The organism is Kitasatospora sp. NPDC001261 (assembly GCF_042896795.1).
In the GTDB taxonomy this organism is placed as follows: domain Bacteria; phylum Actinomycetota; class Actinomycetes; order Streptomycetales; family Streptomycetaceae; genus Kitasatospora.
In genome coordinates this window covers 1-15891 of the sequence record NZ_JBIAXP010000049.1, presented here as the reverse complement: position 1 = coordinate 15891, position 15891 = coordinate 1, and the positions used below count along the sequence as shown (strand labels likewise).

10 protein-coding genes are annotated in these 15891 nt (G+C 71.5%); 9 read left to right on the top strand and 1 reads right to left on the bottom strand.

What is annotated here, in order from left to right; translation table 11 throughout:
* Positions 1-99 precede the first annotated feature (99 nt).
* On the bottom strand, positions 100-4044 hold the full coding sequence (gene eccCa / locus ACFY4B_RS41150) for a type VII secretion protein EccCa (protein WP_049651683.1): 3945 nt from the start codon (positions 4042-4044) through the stop codon (positions 100-102).
* 407 nt (positions 4045-4451) lie between these two features.
* On the opposite strand from eccCa, the gene eccD reads away from it, so the two are divergent.
* The 9 genes from eccD to ACFY4B_RS41105 all read left to right on the top strand — a co-directional run bounded on the left by eccD (position 4452) and on the right by ACFY4B_RS41105 (position 15589).
* A complete protein-coding gene (gene eccD / locus ACFY4B_RS41145; protein WP_049651682.1) occupies positions 4452-5912 on the top strand; it encodes a type VII secretion integral membrane protein EccD in 1461 nt (486 codons plus the stop codon).
* 227 nt (positions 5913-6139) lie between these two features.
* The gene (gene rpsO / locus ACFY4B_RS41140) at positions 6140-6430 is read left to right on the top strand and encodes a 30S ribosomal protein S15 (RefSeq protein ID WP_031072625.1); all 291 of its coding nucleotides are present in this window, start codon (positions 6140-6142) and stop codon (positions 6428-6430) included.
* A 455-nt stretch (positions 6431-6885) separates the two neighbouring features.
* On the top strand, positions 6886-9093 hold the full coding sequence (locus tag ACFY4B_RS41135) for a polyribonucleotide nucleotidyltransferase (protein WP_049651681.1): 2208 nt from the start codon (positions 6886-6888) through the stop codon (positions 9091-9093).
* 120 nt (positions 9094-9213) lie between these two features.
* Positions 9214-10566 (top strand): pitrilysin family protein, encoded by a 1353-nt coding sequence (locus ACFY4B_RS41130; protein WP_234348371.1) that lies wholly within the window; start codon positions 9214-9216, stop codon positions 10564-10566.
* Between the two features lie 47 nt (positions 10567-10613).
* Positions 10614-11360, top strand: a complete 747-nt coding sequence (dapB, locus tag ACFY4B_RS41125) for a 4-hydroxy-tetrahydrodipicolinate reductase (RefSeq protein ID WP_117487805.1) — start codon at positions 10614-10616, stop codon at positions 11358-11360.
* Positions 11361-11430: 70 nt separating this feature from the next.
* Complete coding sequence (locus ACFY4B_RS41120; protein WP_049651678.1) at positions 11431-11889, top strand: tetratricopeptide repeat protein; 459 nt, start codon at positions 11431-11433, stop codon at positions 11887-11889.
* Entirely contained in the window at positions 11886-12617 is a 732-nt protein-coding gene (gene thyX / locus ACFY4B_RS41115) for an FAD-dependent thymidylate synthase (RefSeq protein WP_049651677.1), read from the top strand. Before ACFY4B_RS41120 ends, thyX begins: the two co-directional genes overlap by 4 nt.
* Positions 12618-12832: 215 nt before the next feature.
* Positions 12833-13732, top strand: a complete 900-nt coding sequence (gene dapA, locus ACFY4B_RS41110) for a 4-hydroxy-tetrahydrodipicolinate synthase (protein ID WP_049651676.1) — start codon at positions 12833-12835, stop codon at positions 13730-13732.
* 171 nt (positions 13733-13903) lie between these two features.
* Positions 13904-15589: a ribonuclease J gene (locus tag ACFY4B_RS41105; protein ID WP_117487801.1), complete on the top strand. Its 1686-nt coding sequence runs from the start codon at positions 13904-13906 to the stop codon at positions 15587-15589.
* Positions 15590-15891 lie beyond the last annotated feature (302 nt).

The window sequence follows — 15891 nt, the reverse complement described above, 5'->3', positions numbered from 1 at the left end:
CCGGAAAGATCTAGGTAACGTTTCGGAACCCGGGACGCCGAAGGGGCCGGACTCCACGAGTCCGACCCCTTCGCTCACCGTCCGTGACGGCCGGCGCGGCTACGCCACCGGCAGCCAGCCCGTCTGGACCATCTGCCCGCTGGTCACGCGGCGTGACACGAAGACGGCGCGGCCCGGCGGCAGCGCCTGCGGCTTGACCGTCCCCAGCAGCGCGCCCTCGTCCCGGTTGCCGGAGAGGATCACGCCCTGGCCGCCGAGCTCGCGCATCCGCTGCAGCACCGGCTCGTACAGCGAGCGGCCGGCGCCGCCCGCGCTGCGGGCCACGATCACCCGCAGGCCGATGTCGCGGGCGAACGGCAGGAACTCGGCCAGCGGGGCCAGCGGGTTGCCCGAGCTCGTCGCGACCAGCTCGTAGTCGTCGACGATCACGAACATGTCCTTGCCGCTGTACCAGCTGCGGTTGCGCAGCTGCTCGGCGGTCACGTCCGGGCCCGGCAGGCGGCGCGAGCAGGCGCCGCGCAGCATGTCCACGATGGCCGCCATGGCCGGCTGCGCGGCCGCGTACTCCACCAGGTACTCCGGCGGCACGGTGCCGAGCAGCGCGCGCCGGTAGTCGCCGACCACGATGCCGGCCTGGTCCGGGGTGTACCGCTCGGTGATCTGCTTGATCAGCATCCGCAGCACCGCCGACTTCCCGGACTCGGTGTCGCCGAAGACGATGAACAGCGGGTCGGTCTCGAAGTTGACGAAGACCGGTGCCAGCTCCGCCTCGTCCACGCCGAAGGCGACGCCGCGCTCCGGGTGCTCGAAGCCCTTCGGCAGCGCGTGGCCGTCCAGGACGGCCGGCAGCATCCGCACCTGCGGGGCGCGCGGGCCGGTCCAGGCCCCGTCGACGGCGGCGACCAGCCCGGCCACGCCGTTCTGGAGGTCCTCCACCGAGGAGGAGCCGTCCAGCCGGGGCAGGCCGGACAGGAAGTGCAGCCGCTCCGGGGTGATGCCGCGCCCGGCCAGCGACGGGACGTTCTGCGCCACCCGGCGGTCGACCTCGGACTCCATCGCGTCACCGAGCTTCAGCTCGGTCCGGTTCTGCAGCAGGTCCTTCAGGGCCGGGCGCACCTCGGCGTACCGGGCCGCGGTGATCACCAGGTGCACGCCGTAGCCGAGGCCGCGCTGGGCGATGTCGCCGATGACCGGCTCCAGGCCCTCGAACTCCTGCTTGAAGGTGTTCCAGCCGTCGATCACCAGGAAGACGTCGCCGAAGGCCTCGTCCGGCAGCCGGCCGGCCGCCCGGCGGGCCCGGTAGGTGGCGATGGTGTCGATCCCGGCGGCCCGGAACAGCTCCTCGCGCCGGTTGAGCACCCCGTGCACCTCGGAGACCATCCGGCGCACCTTGTCCACGTCCAGGCGCCCGGCCACCCCGCCGACGTGCGGCAGCCCGCCCAGCGACTGGAAGCTGCCCGCGCCGAAGTCGAGCAGGTAGAACTGCACCTCCAGCGGGGTGTGGGTGAGGCCGAACGAGGCCACCATGGTGCGCACCACGGTCGACTTGCCGGAGCGCGGGCCGCCCACGATCAGACCGTGGCCGGCCGCCCCCGCGTAGTCGACCTCCAGGATGTCCGTCTTCTGCTCGCGCGGCCGGTCGACGATGCCGATCGGCGCCCGCAGCCGGCCCGCCGGGTAGCCGGGCGCGGTCAGCCCGCGCTCCGGCACGACCTGCAGCGGCGGCAGCAGGTGGTCCATGCTCGGCGCCTCCTCCAGCGGCGGCAGCCACACCTGGTGCGCGGCCGGGCCCTGGCCGGCCATCCGCTGGACGAAGACGTCCAGGACGGTGTCCACCAGCGCGTCGTCCTGCTCCGGGGCCTGCGGGACGACCTCCACCTCCACCGGGTCCGGGAGGTCCACGAAGGCGGCGGTGAACTCCACCGGGCGGGTGTCGACCCGCCGCCCGCCGGTCGACCGCTGCTGCCCCGGCGCCCGGTACGGCCCCGAGACGTAGGCGGCCTTGAACCGGTCCATCACGTCCTCGCCGAACTTCAGGTAGCCGACACCCGGCACCGGCGGCAGGTGGTACGCGTCCGGCACGCCGATCGCCGCCCGGGACTCCGCGGCCGAGAAGGTGCGCAGACCGATCCGGTACGACAGGTAGGTGTCCAGGCCGCGCAGCTTGCCCTCCTCCAGGCGCTGCGAGGCCAGCAGCAGGTGCACGCCCAGCGAGCGGCCGATCCGGCCGATCTGGATGAACATCTCGATGAAGTCGGGCTTGGCGCTGAGGAGTTCGGAGAACTCGTCGATGATCAGCACCAGTGAGGGCAGCGGGTCCAGCGCCGCGCCGGCCGCCCGGGCCCGCTCGTACTCGTGGATGTTGGCGTAGTTGCCCGCCGAGCGCAGCAGCTCCTGGCGGCGGTGCAGCTCGCCCTCGATCGCGTCGCGCATGCGGTCGACCAGGGTGAGCTCGCCCTCCAGGTTGGTGATCACCGCGGAGGTGTGCGGCATGTCCGCCATGCCGGAGAAGGTCGCACCGCCCTTGAAGTCGGCGAGGACGAAGTTCAGGATCTCCGAGGAGTGGGTCATCGCCAGCGCCAGCACCAGCGTGCGCAGCAGCTCCGACTTGCCGGAACCGGTCGCGCCGACGCACAGGCCGTGCGGGCCCATGCCCTCCAGCGCGGCCTCCTTGATGTCCAGGTAGACGTGCTCGCCGTTGGCGCCGACACCGATCGGCACCCGCATCCGCTCGTGCTGGGCGCGCGGGCGCCAGCTGCGGGCCACGTCGAAGGAGCCCGGGTCGCCCGAGCTCATCATGTCGGTGAAGTCGAGGTTGGACAGCAGCGGCTCGTCGTCCCCGCCGGCCGAGATCCGGTACGGCGCCAACTGCCGCGCCAGCGCCTCGGACTGCCACACCGAGAGCAGGTCCGGCTTGCCGGTGTACGTCGCGCCGGAGGCCGAGCGGAGCACCAGCTCCTCGGCGTTGACCGTCACCATCAGGTGCCCGCTGGGCTCGTCGACCTCGCCCGGCACCACCTCGATGACCGTCACGCCCTGCACGCCCTCCGGGCTCGCCAGCAGCGAGTCGTGCGGCACCCCGGCGCCGTCCATGACGACCACCAGGTGCGGCTGGTCGGCCGGCGGGGCCACCTCCCGCACGAAGCGCTGGCGGCCGGCCAGCTCGTCCTGGAGCAGGTACTCCAGGTCGCCCAGGTCGGCGGCGAACAGCCGGCGCGAGCCCGCGCCGTCGGCCTCCTTGCGGTGCTGGTTGTGCGGGAGCCACTTGGTCCACTCCCACTCCTCGGCCGCGCCGGGCGCGGCCGCGACCGCCACCATCAGGTCGTCCGGCGAGTGCAGGGTGGTCAGTTGGGCGATCATCGCGCGCACGTTCCCGTACACCGAGTCCGGGTCCCCGCACACCGTGATGTGGTAGAACGCCCGCAGCGAGACCGCCAGCGGCAGGTCCTGGAGGGTGCCGTGCGCCTTCAGGAAGGAGTGCATCGCGGCCGCCGACAGCGGCTCCAGCTCGTCCATCGGCGCGGTCTGCGGCGCCACCAGCGGCGTGGACAGCTGCACCGGCCCGAGGCCCACCCGGATCTGCGCGAAGTCGCCGTCCCCGGTGCGCCGTTCCCACAGCCGGCGGCCGTCCTCGACGATCGACCAGAGCTGGTCCGGGGCCGGGTTCAGGAACAGCAGCGCGCCGCGCTGGCGCTCCGCCGTGCGGCGCACCTGGCGGCGGGTCTGCTGGAGGTACTTCAGGTAGTCGCGCCGCTCGTCCGCCATCGCGGTCGAGCCGCCCTTGCGGGCCCGGACGATCTGCGCCAGCACCATGCCGACCGTCGAGGCGATCATCAGACCGCCCATGATCTTCATGGGTGCGGCGGCCCCCGGCGAGAAGAAGAACACCGCCGATCCGCCCATGCCCAGCATCGGCAGGATGCTCATCAGCCAGTCCTCGCCGCCCTGCCGGGGCAGTTCGGGCGGGCTCACCAGCTCCACCGGTTCGTCCGGCACGGTGGGCGGATACGCCCTGGCCGGTCGCTTGACCGTGATCACACCCATGTGTCATCCACCCCGCGGCGTCGATCGATCACTTCGGCATCAGCCCTCACGTGACTTGCGCACGCTCCGTACGGGAATCCGGTGACTGGGGACGCCCCACCCAGCGCAGCCCCCGTACCTCTGCGCAGGCGCCGATCCTAACGGTCGCCCCCGCACCGCCCGCCAGGGCCCGGCACGCACCGGCACCGGACACGAACCGAACGGGTAGGGTAACGCCGCGCCAACTCGCGGCCCGGTCGGGCCGGTTCCACAGCAACACCGAGCGCCGCCGGGCCTCGGCACCGTCAACAAGGGGGAGCGCCACGTGCGTCGAAGGATCGAGGTGCGGGCATGAGTGAGCGGAGCGAGCTCATCATCGAACACCGCGCAGTGGGCGGAGCGCCTGCCGGGCGAAGCGGGGTGGGAGCGTGAGCACTGCGGCCGCCACCGGCTACTGCCGGGTGACCGTCGTCGCCCCGGACCGCCGGATCGACGTCGCCCTGCCCGAGGACGTCCCGCTCGCGGACGTCTACCCCGAGGTGCTGCGGCTGGCCAACCAGAGCCAGCCCGACGGCACCCCCACCGGCTTCCACCTGGTCCGCCGGGACGGCACGGTGCTCGACAGCGGGCTGCCGCTGGCCGCCCAGCAGGTCCGCGACGGCGACCTGCTGGCGCTGCGCCCCTTCGCCGAGTCGCTCCCGCCGGCCGTCTACGACGACGTCGCCGACGCGATCGCCAGCGCCGTCGAGGCCGACCGCCGGTTCTGGACCGCCGAGCTGATGCGCGGCTTCGGCCTGATCGGCGCCGGGGTGCTGCTCACCCTGCTCGGCTTCGCGCTCTGGTTCTCCGACCTGCGCCACGACATGCACGGCCTGCCCGGCGTGCTGGCCGGCGTCACCGCCGTCGTGCTCACCGCGCTCGCCGGGGTCCGCGCCCGGGTCTACCAGGACGCCCACGCGGCCGTCGCGCTCGGCCTCGGCGCGCTGCCGCACGCCATGATCGGCGGCAGCGGCGTGATCGCCGTCGCCCACCTCGGGGACGGCCCCGGCCGGCTCCAGTTCCTGGTCGGCTGCGTCGCCGCCCTGGTGGTCTCCGTACTGCTGGCCGGCCTGCTGCCGGAGAAGGACGCGGTGTTCGTCGCCGCCGCCCTGGTCTCCACCGCCGGCGCGCTCGCCACCTTCGCGGCCGTCCTGCTGCCGGAGACCCCGGCCGGGCACATCGCCGCCGTCACCGGCGTCGCCGCCGTCGCCGTGGTCGGCTTCCTGCCCAGCCTCTCCGCCCGGTTCGCCCGGCTGCCGGTCGGCTTCAGCGCCCCCGGCCAGACCCGCACCCGCAGCCGCGACTACGACGAGGAGGCCGAGCGCGCCGAGGCCGTCCAGTACGAGCGGATCGCGCACCAGGCCCGCCGCGGGCACGAGGTGCTGGTCGGCCTGGTCGGCGGCTGCGCCGCGGTCGTGGTCGGCGCCTGCGCCGTCCTCGGCTTCACCGACGAGACCTTCCCCGAGGTGCTCGCGCTCGCCCTGGGCCTGACCACCATGCTGCGCGCCCGGCTGTTCCGCTACACCGCGCAGGTGCTCAGCCTCACCGTGGCCGGCCTGCTCGGCCTGAGCCTGCTGATCGTCGGGCTGTCCCTGCACACCCCGCAGTTCTTCCTGCGGGCGGCCGGCTCCACCACCGAACTCGACCTGCGCACGATCTGGCTGACCGCCTCGATCGCCTTCGGCGCCGCGCTGCTCACCGCGATCGCCCTGGTGGTGCCGCGGCTCGGGGTCTCCCCGTTCTGGGGGCGCATCCTGGACCTGGTGGACAGCCTCACCCTGATCTCGCTCGTCCCGCTGGCGCTCGCCGTCCTGGACGTCTACCGGCTGGTCCGCGGCGCCACCAGCTGACCGCAGGCCCCCCGGAGCCGCCCGCGGAGGCCCCGGAACCGGCCCCGGAGCCGCCCGCCCGACCGCCGAACGGCCGGGTGGGCGGCACTGGTACGCTTGGCCTTCGAGCGCAGCCGTGTGTCCGCCCCCCGTGGGCCGACGACCGCCGGCCGCGCCCGCGACACCGAGTTCTCGATGAGTCCTGTGTTGTCGACCAGGACCGCTCGGTAGACCCTGAAGGAGTTGCAGTGGCTCTCGCCTCTGACGTCAAGAAGCAGATCTTCGCCGAGTTCGGCCAGAAGGAGGGCGACACCGGTTCCCCCGAGGTCCAGGTGGCCATGCTCTCCCGTCGTATCTCGGACCTGACCGAGCACCTCAAGACCCACAAGCACGACCACCACTCGCGTCGTGGCCTGCTGATCCTGGTCGGCCAGCGCCGCCGCCTGCTGCAGTACCTGGCCAAGAAGGACATCGAGCGCTTCCGTACGCTCGTCGACCGCCTGGGCATCCGCCGCGGTGCCGCCGGTGGCGCCCGCTAAGACCGCCGCTCGGGGGCGGCTCCCCACACCGGGGAGCCGCCCCTCGCGCGTATGCCGCGGCCGTTGAGCCGCGGCGCCCGCAGATAACAACTCGCGCGCACCTCCCCAGGTGGCCGAGGATTGCACCGTAGGGTTGTGGGCATGCCGGGTGATGGCGCACCAGCGCGCCACCCGGGCAGAAGGACCCAACCCCCCCGCGGGACGAAGGCTTCAAACGGAAGCCGCCCGCATCCGAGAGAGCGTCCAGACGCGGACCGCCCTTCCGGGCCCGGCAGCCGTGAGGCGCCGGTCCTCGGTAGTGGCCGTCGGAACCCCCGCAGACCGAGCGGGGCACTCCGGAGGCTTCGATCGAAGACCGGCCCGACTGCCGCCCTCCCCGAGGAGGGCCCGGGGCCCACCGCAGGCAGTACGCGGGGACGCTCTCCCGGAGACGTACGAAAGAGGAGATCTTCCAGGTGGAAGAGAACGTGTTCTACGCCGAGGCCGTGATCGACAACGGTTCCTTCGGCACCCGTACCATCCGCTTCGAGACCGGCCGTCTGGCCCGTCAGGCCGCCGGCTCCGCCGTGGCCTACCTGGACGACGACACCATGGTGCTGTCGGCCACCAGCGCGTCCAAGCAGCCGAAGGAGCACTTCGACTTCTTCCCGCTGACCGTGGACGTCGAGGAGCGGATGTACGCCGCGGGCCGCATCCCCGGCTCGTTCTTCCGTCGCGAGGGCCGGCCCTCCGAGGACGCGATCCTCACCTGCCGCCTGATCGACCGCCCGCTGCGCCCGTCCTTCGTCAAGGGCCTGCGCAACGAGGTCCAGGTCGTCGTCACCGTGATGGCGCTCAACCCCGACCACCTGTACGACGTGGTCGCGATCAACGCCGCCTCCGCCTCCACCCAGCTGGCGGGCCTGCCGTTCTCCGGCCCGATCGGTGGCGTCCGCGTCGCGCTGATCAACGGCCAGTGGGTCGCCTTCCCGACCCACAGCGAGCTGGAGTCGGCCGTCTTCGACATGGTCGTCGCCGGTCGCGTCCTGCCGGACGGCGACGTCGCGATCATGATGGTCGAGGCCGAGGCCACCGACAAGACCATCAAGCTCGTCGAGGGCGGCGCCGAGGCGCCGACCGAGGAGATCGTCGCCTCGGGCCTGGACGCCGCGAAGCCGTTCATCAAGGTCCTGTGCGCCGCGCAGTCGCAGCTGGCCGCCCAGGCCGCCAAGCCGACCGGCGAGTTCCCGGTCTTCCTGGACTACCAGGACGACGTCCTCGCCGCGCTGTCCGCCGCCGTCAAGGACGAGCTCGCCCAGGCGCTGACCATCGCCGGCAAGCAGGAGCGCAACAACGAGCTGGACCGCGTCAAGGCGCTGGCCGCCGAGAAGCTGCTGCCCGAGTTCGAGGGCCGCGAGAAGGAGATCAGCGCCGCCTACAACGCGCTGACCAAGAAGGTCGTCCGCGAGCGCGTCATCAAGGACAAGGTCCGCATCGACGGCCGCGGCGTCACCGACATCCGCACCCTGGCCGCCGAGGTCGAGGCCATCCCGCGGGTGCACGGCTCGGCCCTGTTCGAGCGTGGCGAGACCCAGATCCTGGGCGTCACCACGCTGAACATGCTGCGCATGGAGCAGCAGCTGGACACGCTCTCCCCGGAGACGCGCCGCCGCTACATGCACAACTACAACTTCCCGCCGTACTCCGTCGGTGAGACCGGCCGCGTGGGCTCGCCCAAGCGCCGCGAGATCGGCCACGGCGCGTTGGCCGAGCGCGCCCTGCTGCCGGTGCTGCCGACCCGCGAGGAGTTCCCGTACGCCATCCGCCAGGTCTCCGAGGCGCTGAGCTCCAACGGCTCCACCTCGATGGGCTCGGTCTGCGCCTCGACCATGTCGCTGCTGAACGCCGGTGTGCCGCTGAAGGCCGCCGTCGCCGGTATCGCGATGGGCCTGATCTCCCAGGAGATCGACGGCGAGACCCACTACGTCACGCTGACCGACATCCTCGGCGCCGAGGACGCGTACGGCGACATGGACTTCAAGGTCGCCGGTACCCGCAACTTCATCACCGCCCTCCAGCTGGACACCAAGCTGAACGGCATCCCGGCGTCGGTGCTCGCCGCCGCGCTGAAGCAGGCCAAGGACGCCCGCCTGCACATCCTCGACGTGATGAACGAGGCCATCGACTCGCCCGACGAGATGTCCCCGAACGCGCCGCGCATCATCACCATCAAGATCCCGGTGGACAAGATCGGTGAGGTCATCGGCCCCAAGGGCAAGATGATCAACCAGATCCAGGAGGACACCGGCGCCGAGATCACGATCGAGGACGACGGCACCATCTACATCGGTGCCGCCGACGGCCCGGCCGCCGAGGCCGCCCGCACCACGATCAACCAGATCGCCAACCCGACCATGCCGGAGGTCGGCGAGCGCTACCTGGGCACCGTGGTCAAGACCACGACGTTCGGCGCGTTCGTGTCGCTGATGCCGGGCAAGGACGGCCTGCTGCACATCTCGCAGATCCGCAAGCTGGCCGGCGGCAAGCGCGTCGAGAACGTCGAGGACGTCCTCGGCGTCGGCGCCAAGGTCCAGGTCGAGATCGCCGAGATCGACCCGCGCGGCAAGCTCTCCCTGATCCCGGTCATCGAGGGCGAGGAGGGCGGCGAGGCCGCTTCCGAGTGAAGCGCCGCTAGCTGACCCCCGCGGCCCGTACGCCTCACGGCGTGCGGGCCGCACCCCGTTGTCCACGCGTTCGTCCGTACGTGCCCATCCGCACGTGCGTTTCCTCTGGAGGTACCCCCCGTGGCGCAGGCCCCGGCGGTAACGCAGCGTCCCGGCACGACCCGGACCCTGCTCAAGGGCGTCGACGGCGCCGGCACGGTGCGCCGCACCGTGCTCCCCGGCGGCCTTCGGGTCGTCACCGAGACCCTGCCGACGGTGCGCTCCGCGACCTTCGGCATCTGGGTCGGCGTCGGCTCGCGGGACGAGACCCCGCAGCTCAACGGCGCCACCCACTACCTGGAGCACCTGCTCTTCAAGGGCACCGAGCGGCGCAGCGCGCTGGACATCTCGGCGGCCCTGGACGCGGTCGGCGGCGAGATGAACGCCTTCACCGCGAAGGAGAACACCTGCTACTACGCCCGGGTCCTGGACACCGACCTGCCGCTGGCCATCGACGTGGTCTGCGACATGCTCACCGGCTCGCTGATCCGCACCGAGGACGTGGAGTCCGAGCGCGGCGTCATCCTCGAGGAGATGGCGATGGCCGAGGACGACCCGGGCGACGTGGTGCACGACCTGTTCGCCAAGGTGATCTTCGGCAGCGGCCCGCTCGGCCGCCCGATCCTCGGCACCCAGGAGACCATCAGGACGCTCACCCGGGACCAGATCGCCGGCTTCTACCGCCGCCGCTACCGGCCCGAGCAGCTGGTCGTCGCCGCGGCCGGCAACCTCGACCACCGCAAGGTGGTCAAGCAGGTCGAGCAGGCCTTCGCGCCGCTGCTGGCGGCGTCCACCGCGGCGCCGGCCGAGGCCCGCCGCGGCGTCAAGGCGCTGCGCACGGCCGGCCGGGTCGAGGTGCTCAACCGCTCCACCGAGCAGGCCCACCTGGTGCTGGGCGTGCCCGGGGTGCCCCGGCACGACGAGCGCCGCTGGGCGATGGGCGTGCTCAACGCGGCCCTCGGCGGCGGGATGAGCTCCCGGCTGTTCCAGGAGGTCCGCGAGAAGCGGGGCCTGGCGTACTCGGTCTACTCGTACTCCTCGTCCTACGCGGACAGCGGCCTGTTCGGCATCTACGCCGGCTGCCAGCCCAAGCGGGTCGAGGAGGTGCTGCGGATCTGCCGCGCCGAGCTGGCCAAGGTGGTCGAGGAGGGCATCACCGAGGAGGAGCTGGGCCGGGCGATCGGCCAGATCTCCGGCTCCACCGTGCTCGGCATGGAGGACACCGGCTCGCTGATGAACCGGATCGGCAAGGCCGAGCTCAGCTACGGGCACCACCTGTCGGTGAACGAGATGCTGGAGCGCATCGCAGCGGTGACCCTGGAGGACGTCCACGCGGTGGCCCGTGATGTGCTGGGCGCGTACCGGCCGTCGCTCGCCCTGATCGGCCCGGTCAACGACAAGCGGGCCGCCAAGCTCGCCGATCTGCTGGTCTGATCCGCTTTTCCGGATCCGCTGAATCCCAGGTGAGAGGAACTTTTGCCATGACGCTGCGTGTCGCCGTGATCGGCGCCAGGGGACGGATCGGCTCCGAGGCGGTCAAGGCCGTGGAGGCCGCGCCGGACCTGGAGCTGGTCGCCACCCTCGGCCGCGGGTCGAACCTGGAGGAGCTGACCGAGGCCGGCGCCCAGGCGGTCGTCGAGCTGACCCACCCCGACTCGGTGATGGGCAACCTGGACTTCTGCCTGCACCACGGCATCCACGTGGTCACCGGCACCACCGGCTGGACGGACGAGCGGCTCGCCACCGTCCGCGGCTGGCTGGACGAGGCCCCGGAGCTCGGCCTGCTGATCGCGCCGAACTTCTCCATCGGCGCCATCCTCGGCATGAAGTTCTCCCAGATCGCCGCCCGGTACTTCGAGTCGGTCGAGGTGGTCGAGCTGCACCACGACCGCAAGGCCGACGCCCCCAGCGGCACGGCCACCCGCACCGCCCAGCTGATCGCCGCCGCCCGGGCCGAGGCCGGCCGGCCGCCGCAGCAGGACCCGACCACCCACAGCCTGCCCGGCGCGCGCGGCGCCGACGTGGACGGGGTGCCGGTGCACGCGGTGCGGCTGCGCGGCCTGCTCGCGCACCAGCAGGTGATGTTCGGCGACACCGGCGAGACGCTCACCATCCGGCACGACTCGCTGCACCACAGCAGCTTCATGCCGGGCATCCTGCTGGGCGTGCGCAAGGTCGTCGGGACGCCGGGGCTGACCTTCGGCCTCGAACACTTCCTGGACCTGTGACAGTGTCGAACCAGACCGTGCCGTACCAGAGCACGCCGAACCGGACCGTATTGATCCCCGGAGGGGCCCGATGACCTCCCGTACCGGTTTCTTCGTCCTGTCCGGCGTGCTGCTGCTGGTCGCCCTGGTCTGCGTGGGCGAGGGCGTCCAGCTGATCGCCACCGGCAAGCCGCTCGGCATCGGCATCGGGGTCTGCGCCTTCGTGATCCCGGTGATCGGGGTCTGGTTCCTGCGCCAGACCGTCCGCTTCGGCCGGGACAGCGAGCGGCTGGCCCGCGAGCTGGAGGCCGAGGGCGGCCTGCCGGTGGACGAGCTGGAGCGCAGCAAGGGCGGGCGGATCGACCGGGCCTCGGCCGACGCGGTGTTCGCCCGCCGTCAGGCCGAGGCACAGGACGCGCCGGGCGACTGGCGGGTCTGGTTCCGCCTCGCCGTGGCCTACGCCGACGCCGGCGACACCCCGCGCGCCCGCAAGACCATGCAGCACGCCATCAAGCTGCACAGCACCGAACCCGCAAGGAGTAACGCGTGAGCGACGAACCGACGGCCCCCAGCTTCCGCAGCGACGTGACGGTGGAGCTGGTCCGCAGCGCCGCCGCCGACTCGGACGTCATCTGGGCGGCCCGGGTCTCGACCGCGGGCGAGCAGTCCCTGGAGGCCCTCCAGCAGGACCCGGAGAAGTCCAAGGGCCTGATCAACTTCCTGATGCGCGACCGGCACGGCACGCCCTTCGAGCACAACTCGATGACCTTCTTCATCAGCGCGCCGATCTTCGTGTTCCGGGAGTTCCACCGGCACCGCAGCGGCTGGTCGTACAACGAGGAGTCCGGCCGCTACCGCGAGCTCCAGCCGGTCTTCTACGTCCCGGGCGAGGAGCGCAAGCTGGTCCAGGAGGGCCGCCCCGGCAAGTACGAGTTCCACGAGGGCACGCCGGAGCAGCACCGGACCACGACTGCGGCGATGGAGGCCGCGTACGTCGAGTCCTACGCCCGCTACCAGGAGATGCTGGCCGCCGGGGTGGCCCGCGAGGTGGCCCGCGCGGTGCTGCCGGTGGGCCTGTTCTCCTCGATGTACGCGACCTGCAACTCGCGTTCGCTGATGCACTTCCTGTCGCTGCGCACCCGGCGGGAGAACTCGGCGGTGCCGTCCTTCCCGCAGCGCGAGATCGAGATGGTCGCCGAGCAGATGGAGGAGCAGTGGGCCCGGCTCATGCCGCTCACCCATGCGGCCTTCGAGAAGCACGGCCGGGTCGCCCCCTGACCTGGGACGACAGGCATACGGGCAGAGTGTCTGGCATGTCTGGATTGCGGCTTTTCTAGCCGCTCCCTACATTCGTGAACACGGATTCCGGTGCTGCCCGAACCCCCGAGCGGGCAGCACCGGAATCCCACGTCCGCGCCACCGACACGCTGCACCTGTCCGAACACCGGACCGGCATGGGTACCGCCCCACCGCCTACGAGTAGCTTTGGACGCATGGCTCCGACCTCCACCCCCCAGACGCCGTTCGGCCGGGTCCTGACCGCCATGGTCACCCCGTTCACCGCCGACGGCGCGCTCGACCTCGACGGCGCCCAGCGCCTCGCCACGCACCTCGTGGACTCCGGCAACGACGGCCTCGTCGTCAACGGCACCACCGGTGAGTCCCCGACCACCAGCGACGCCGAGAAGGCCCAGCTGGTCCGCGCCGTGGTCGAGGCGGTCGGGGACCGCGCCCACGTGGTGGCCGGCGTCGGCACCAACGACACCCACCACAGCGTGGAGCTGGCCCGCCAGGCCGAGGCGGCCGGGGCGCACGGCCTGCTGGTCGTCACGCCGTACTACAACAAGCCCCCGCAGGAGGGCCTGTACCGGCACTTCACCGAGGTCGCCGATGCCACCGGCCTGCCGGTCATGGCGTACGACATCCCGGGCCGCAGCGGGGTCGCGCTGAGCCACGAGACGCTGGTCCGCCTCGGCGAGCACCCGCGGATCGTCGCCAACAAGGACGCCAAGGGCGACCTCGGCGCCGCGGCCTGGGCCATCGCCCGCGCCGACCTCGCCTGGTACTCCGGCGACGACATCCTCAACCTGCCGCTGCTGTCCGTCGGAGCCGTCGGCGTGGTCAGCGTCGTCGGGCACGTGGTGGCGGCGGACCTGCGGGCGATGGTCGAGGCCTTCCTGGCGGGCGATGTGGTCAAGGCCACGAGCATCCACCAGCGCCTGCTGCCGGTGTTCAGCGGTATGTTCCGCACCCAGGGCGTGATCCTCGCCAAGGCCGCGCTGGAACTCCAGGGCCTGCCCGCCGGCCCGCTGCGACTCCCGCTGGTCGGAGCGACGCCCGAGGAGATCGAGCGGTTGAAGCAGGATCTCGCCTCCGGCGGGGTACACCTTTAGCAGACACGGACGTGCGCGCCCCCGGCTCGCCGGACCTCCCCGGGTCCGCCGCTGGACCGGACCGTAGGCGCGAGAGCACAGACCCAGTAGGAAAACGACACTGAGTACGCGCGCCATATGTCTCCAGGGGGAGGACCCCGGACATATGGCGCGCGTCGTGAGGAGAGTCTTTTGAGCCACCCGCACCCCGAGCTCGGCGCGCCCCCGGCACTGAAGGAGGGCGCCCTCCGCATCACTCCGCTCGGCGGCCTCGGCGAGATCGGCCGCAACATGACGGTCCTCGAGTACGGCGACCGCATCCTGATCATCGACTGCGGCGTCCTCTTCCCCGAGGACGAGCAGCCCGGCGTGGACCTGATCCTCCCGGACTTCAGCTACATCCGGGACCGTCTCGACAAGGTCGACGGCATCGTCCTCACCCACGGGCACGAGGACCACATCGGCGCCGTCCCCTTCCTCCTGCGGGAGAACCCGGACATCCCGCTGATCGGCTCCAAGCTGACCCTCGCCCTGATCGAGGCCAAGCTCGCCGAGCACCGCATCCGGCCGTACGTGCTGGAGGTCAAGGAGGGCGAGCGCGAGCGCATCGGCCCCTTCGACTGCGAGTTCATCGCCGTCAACCACTCCATCCCGGACGCCCTGGCGGTCGCGGTCCGCACCCCCGCCGGCATGGTCGTGGCCACCGGTGACTTCAAGATGGACCAGCTCCCGCTGGACGGTCGCCTGACCGACCTGCCGACCTTCGCCAAGCTGGCGGAGGAGGGCATGGACCTGCTGCTGGTGGACTCCACCAACGCCGAGGTCCCCGGCTTCATCCCGCACGAGCGGGACATCTCGGCGGCGCTGCGCAACGTCTTCGCGAACGCCGACAAGCGCATCATCGTGGCCTCCTTCGCGAGCCACGTGCACCGCATCCAGCAGGTGCTGGACGCCGCGCACGAGTACAAGCGCAAGGTCGCCTTCGTCGGCCGCTCGATGGTCCGCAACATGGGCATCGCCCGCGACCTCGGCTACCTGAAGGTCCCCGGCAACATGGTCGTGGACGTCAAGCAGCTGGACGACCTGCCGGACAAGGAGGTCGTGCTGATCTGCACCGGTTCGCAGGGCGAGCCGATGGCGGCGCTGTCCCGGATGGCCAACCGCGACCACCAGATCCGCATCGTCGAGGGCGACACCGTCGTCCTGGCCTCCTCGCTCATCCCGGGCAACGAGAACGCGGTCTACCGGGTGATCAACGGCCTGACCCGCTGGGGCGCCAAGGTCGTGCACAAGGGCAACGCCAAGGTGCACGTCTCCGGCCACGCCTCGGCCGGCGAGCTGCTCTACTTCTTCAACATCTGCAAGCCGCGCAACCTGATGCCGGTCCACGGCGAGTGGCGCCACCTGCGCGCGGCCGCCGAGCTGGGCATCGCCACCGGGGTGCCGCGCAACCGCGTGGTCATCGCGGAGGACGGCGTCTGCGTCGACCTGGAGAAGGGCGTCGCCCGGATCGTCGGCAAGGTGCAGGCCGGGTACGTCTACGTGGACGGCTCCTCGGTCGGCGACATCACCGAGGCCTCGCTCAAGGACCGCAAGATCCTCGGCGAGGAGGGCTTCATCTCGGTCTTCGTCGCGGTCGACTCGACCAACGGCAAGATCGTCGGCGGCCCGACCATCCAGGCCCGCGGCTCCGGCATCGACGACAACGCCTTCGGCCCGGTCGTCGCCAAGCTCCAGGAGGGCCTGGACCGCTCGGCGAGCGACGGCGTGCTGGAGCCCCGCCAGGTGCAGCAGCTGGTCCGCCGGACCATCGGCAAGTGGGTCGCGGACAACTACCGCCGCCGGCCGATGATCCTGCCGGTCGTCGTCGAGGTCTGAGGCTCGCTCAAGACCGGCTGAGGCCGGTTTGACGTGGGGCGACCCGGTGCGTAATGTTCTCCGGGTTGCCCCACGGGACGGCCCCTCGGAAACGGGCTCGAATTCGGATTCGAATTCGAGAACGACCGGGGAAAACGGACCGAAAGACTCTGATAGAGTTCGGGAGCGCCGAAAGGTGAAAGCAAATCGGATGAATGAAACTCCGGAAAACGGAGCGGAAAACATCTGATAAGCTGGAAACACGAAAGAACGAAGCCCGGAGGGTCCGCTGGAAGGCGGTCCGAAGGAAGCGTCCGTTCCTT

Bases quoted from the DNA above. Each gene is read 5' to 3' on its own strand.
- eccCa (WP_049651683.1), bottom strand. From the start codon at position 4,044: ATGGGTGTGATCACGGTCAAGCGACCGGCCAGGGCGTATCCGCCCACC.
- ACFY4B_RS41120 (WP_049651678.1), top strand. From the start codon at position 11,431: ATGACCTCCCGTACCGGTTTCTTCGTCCTGTCCGGCGTGCTGCTGCTG.
- dapB (WP_117487805.1), top strand. From the start codon at position 10,614: ATGACGCTGCGTGTCGCCGTGATCGGCGCCAGGGGACGGATCGGCTCC.
- dapA (WP_049651676.1), top strand. From the start codon at position 12,833: ATGGCTCCGACCTCCACCCCCCAGACGCCGTTCGGCCGGGTCCTGACC.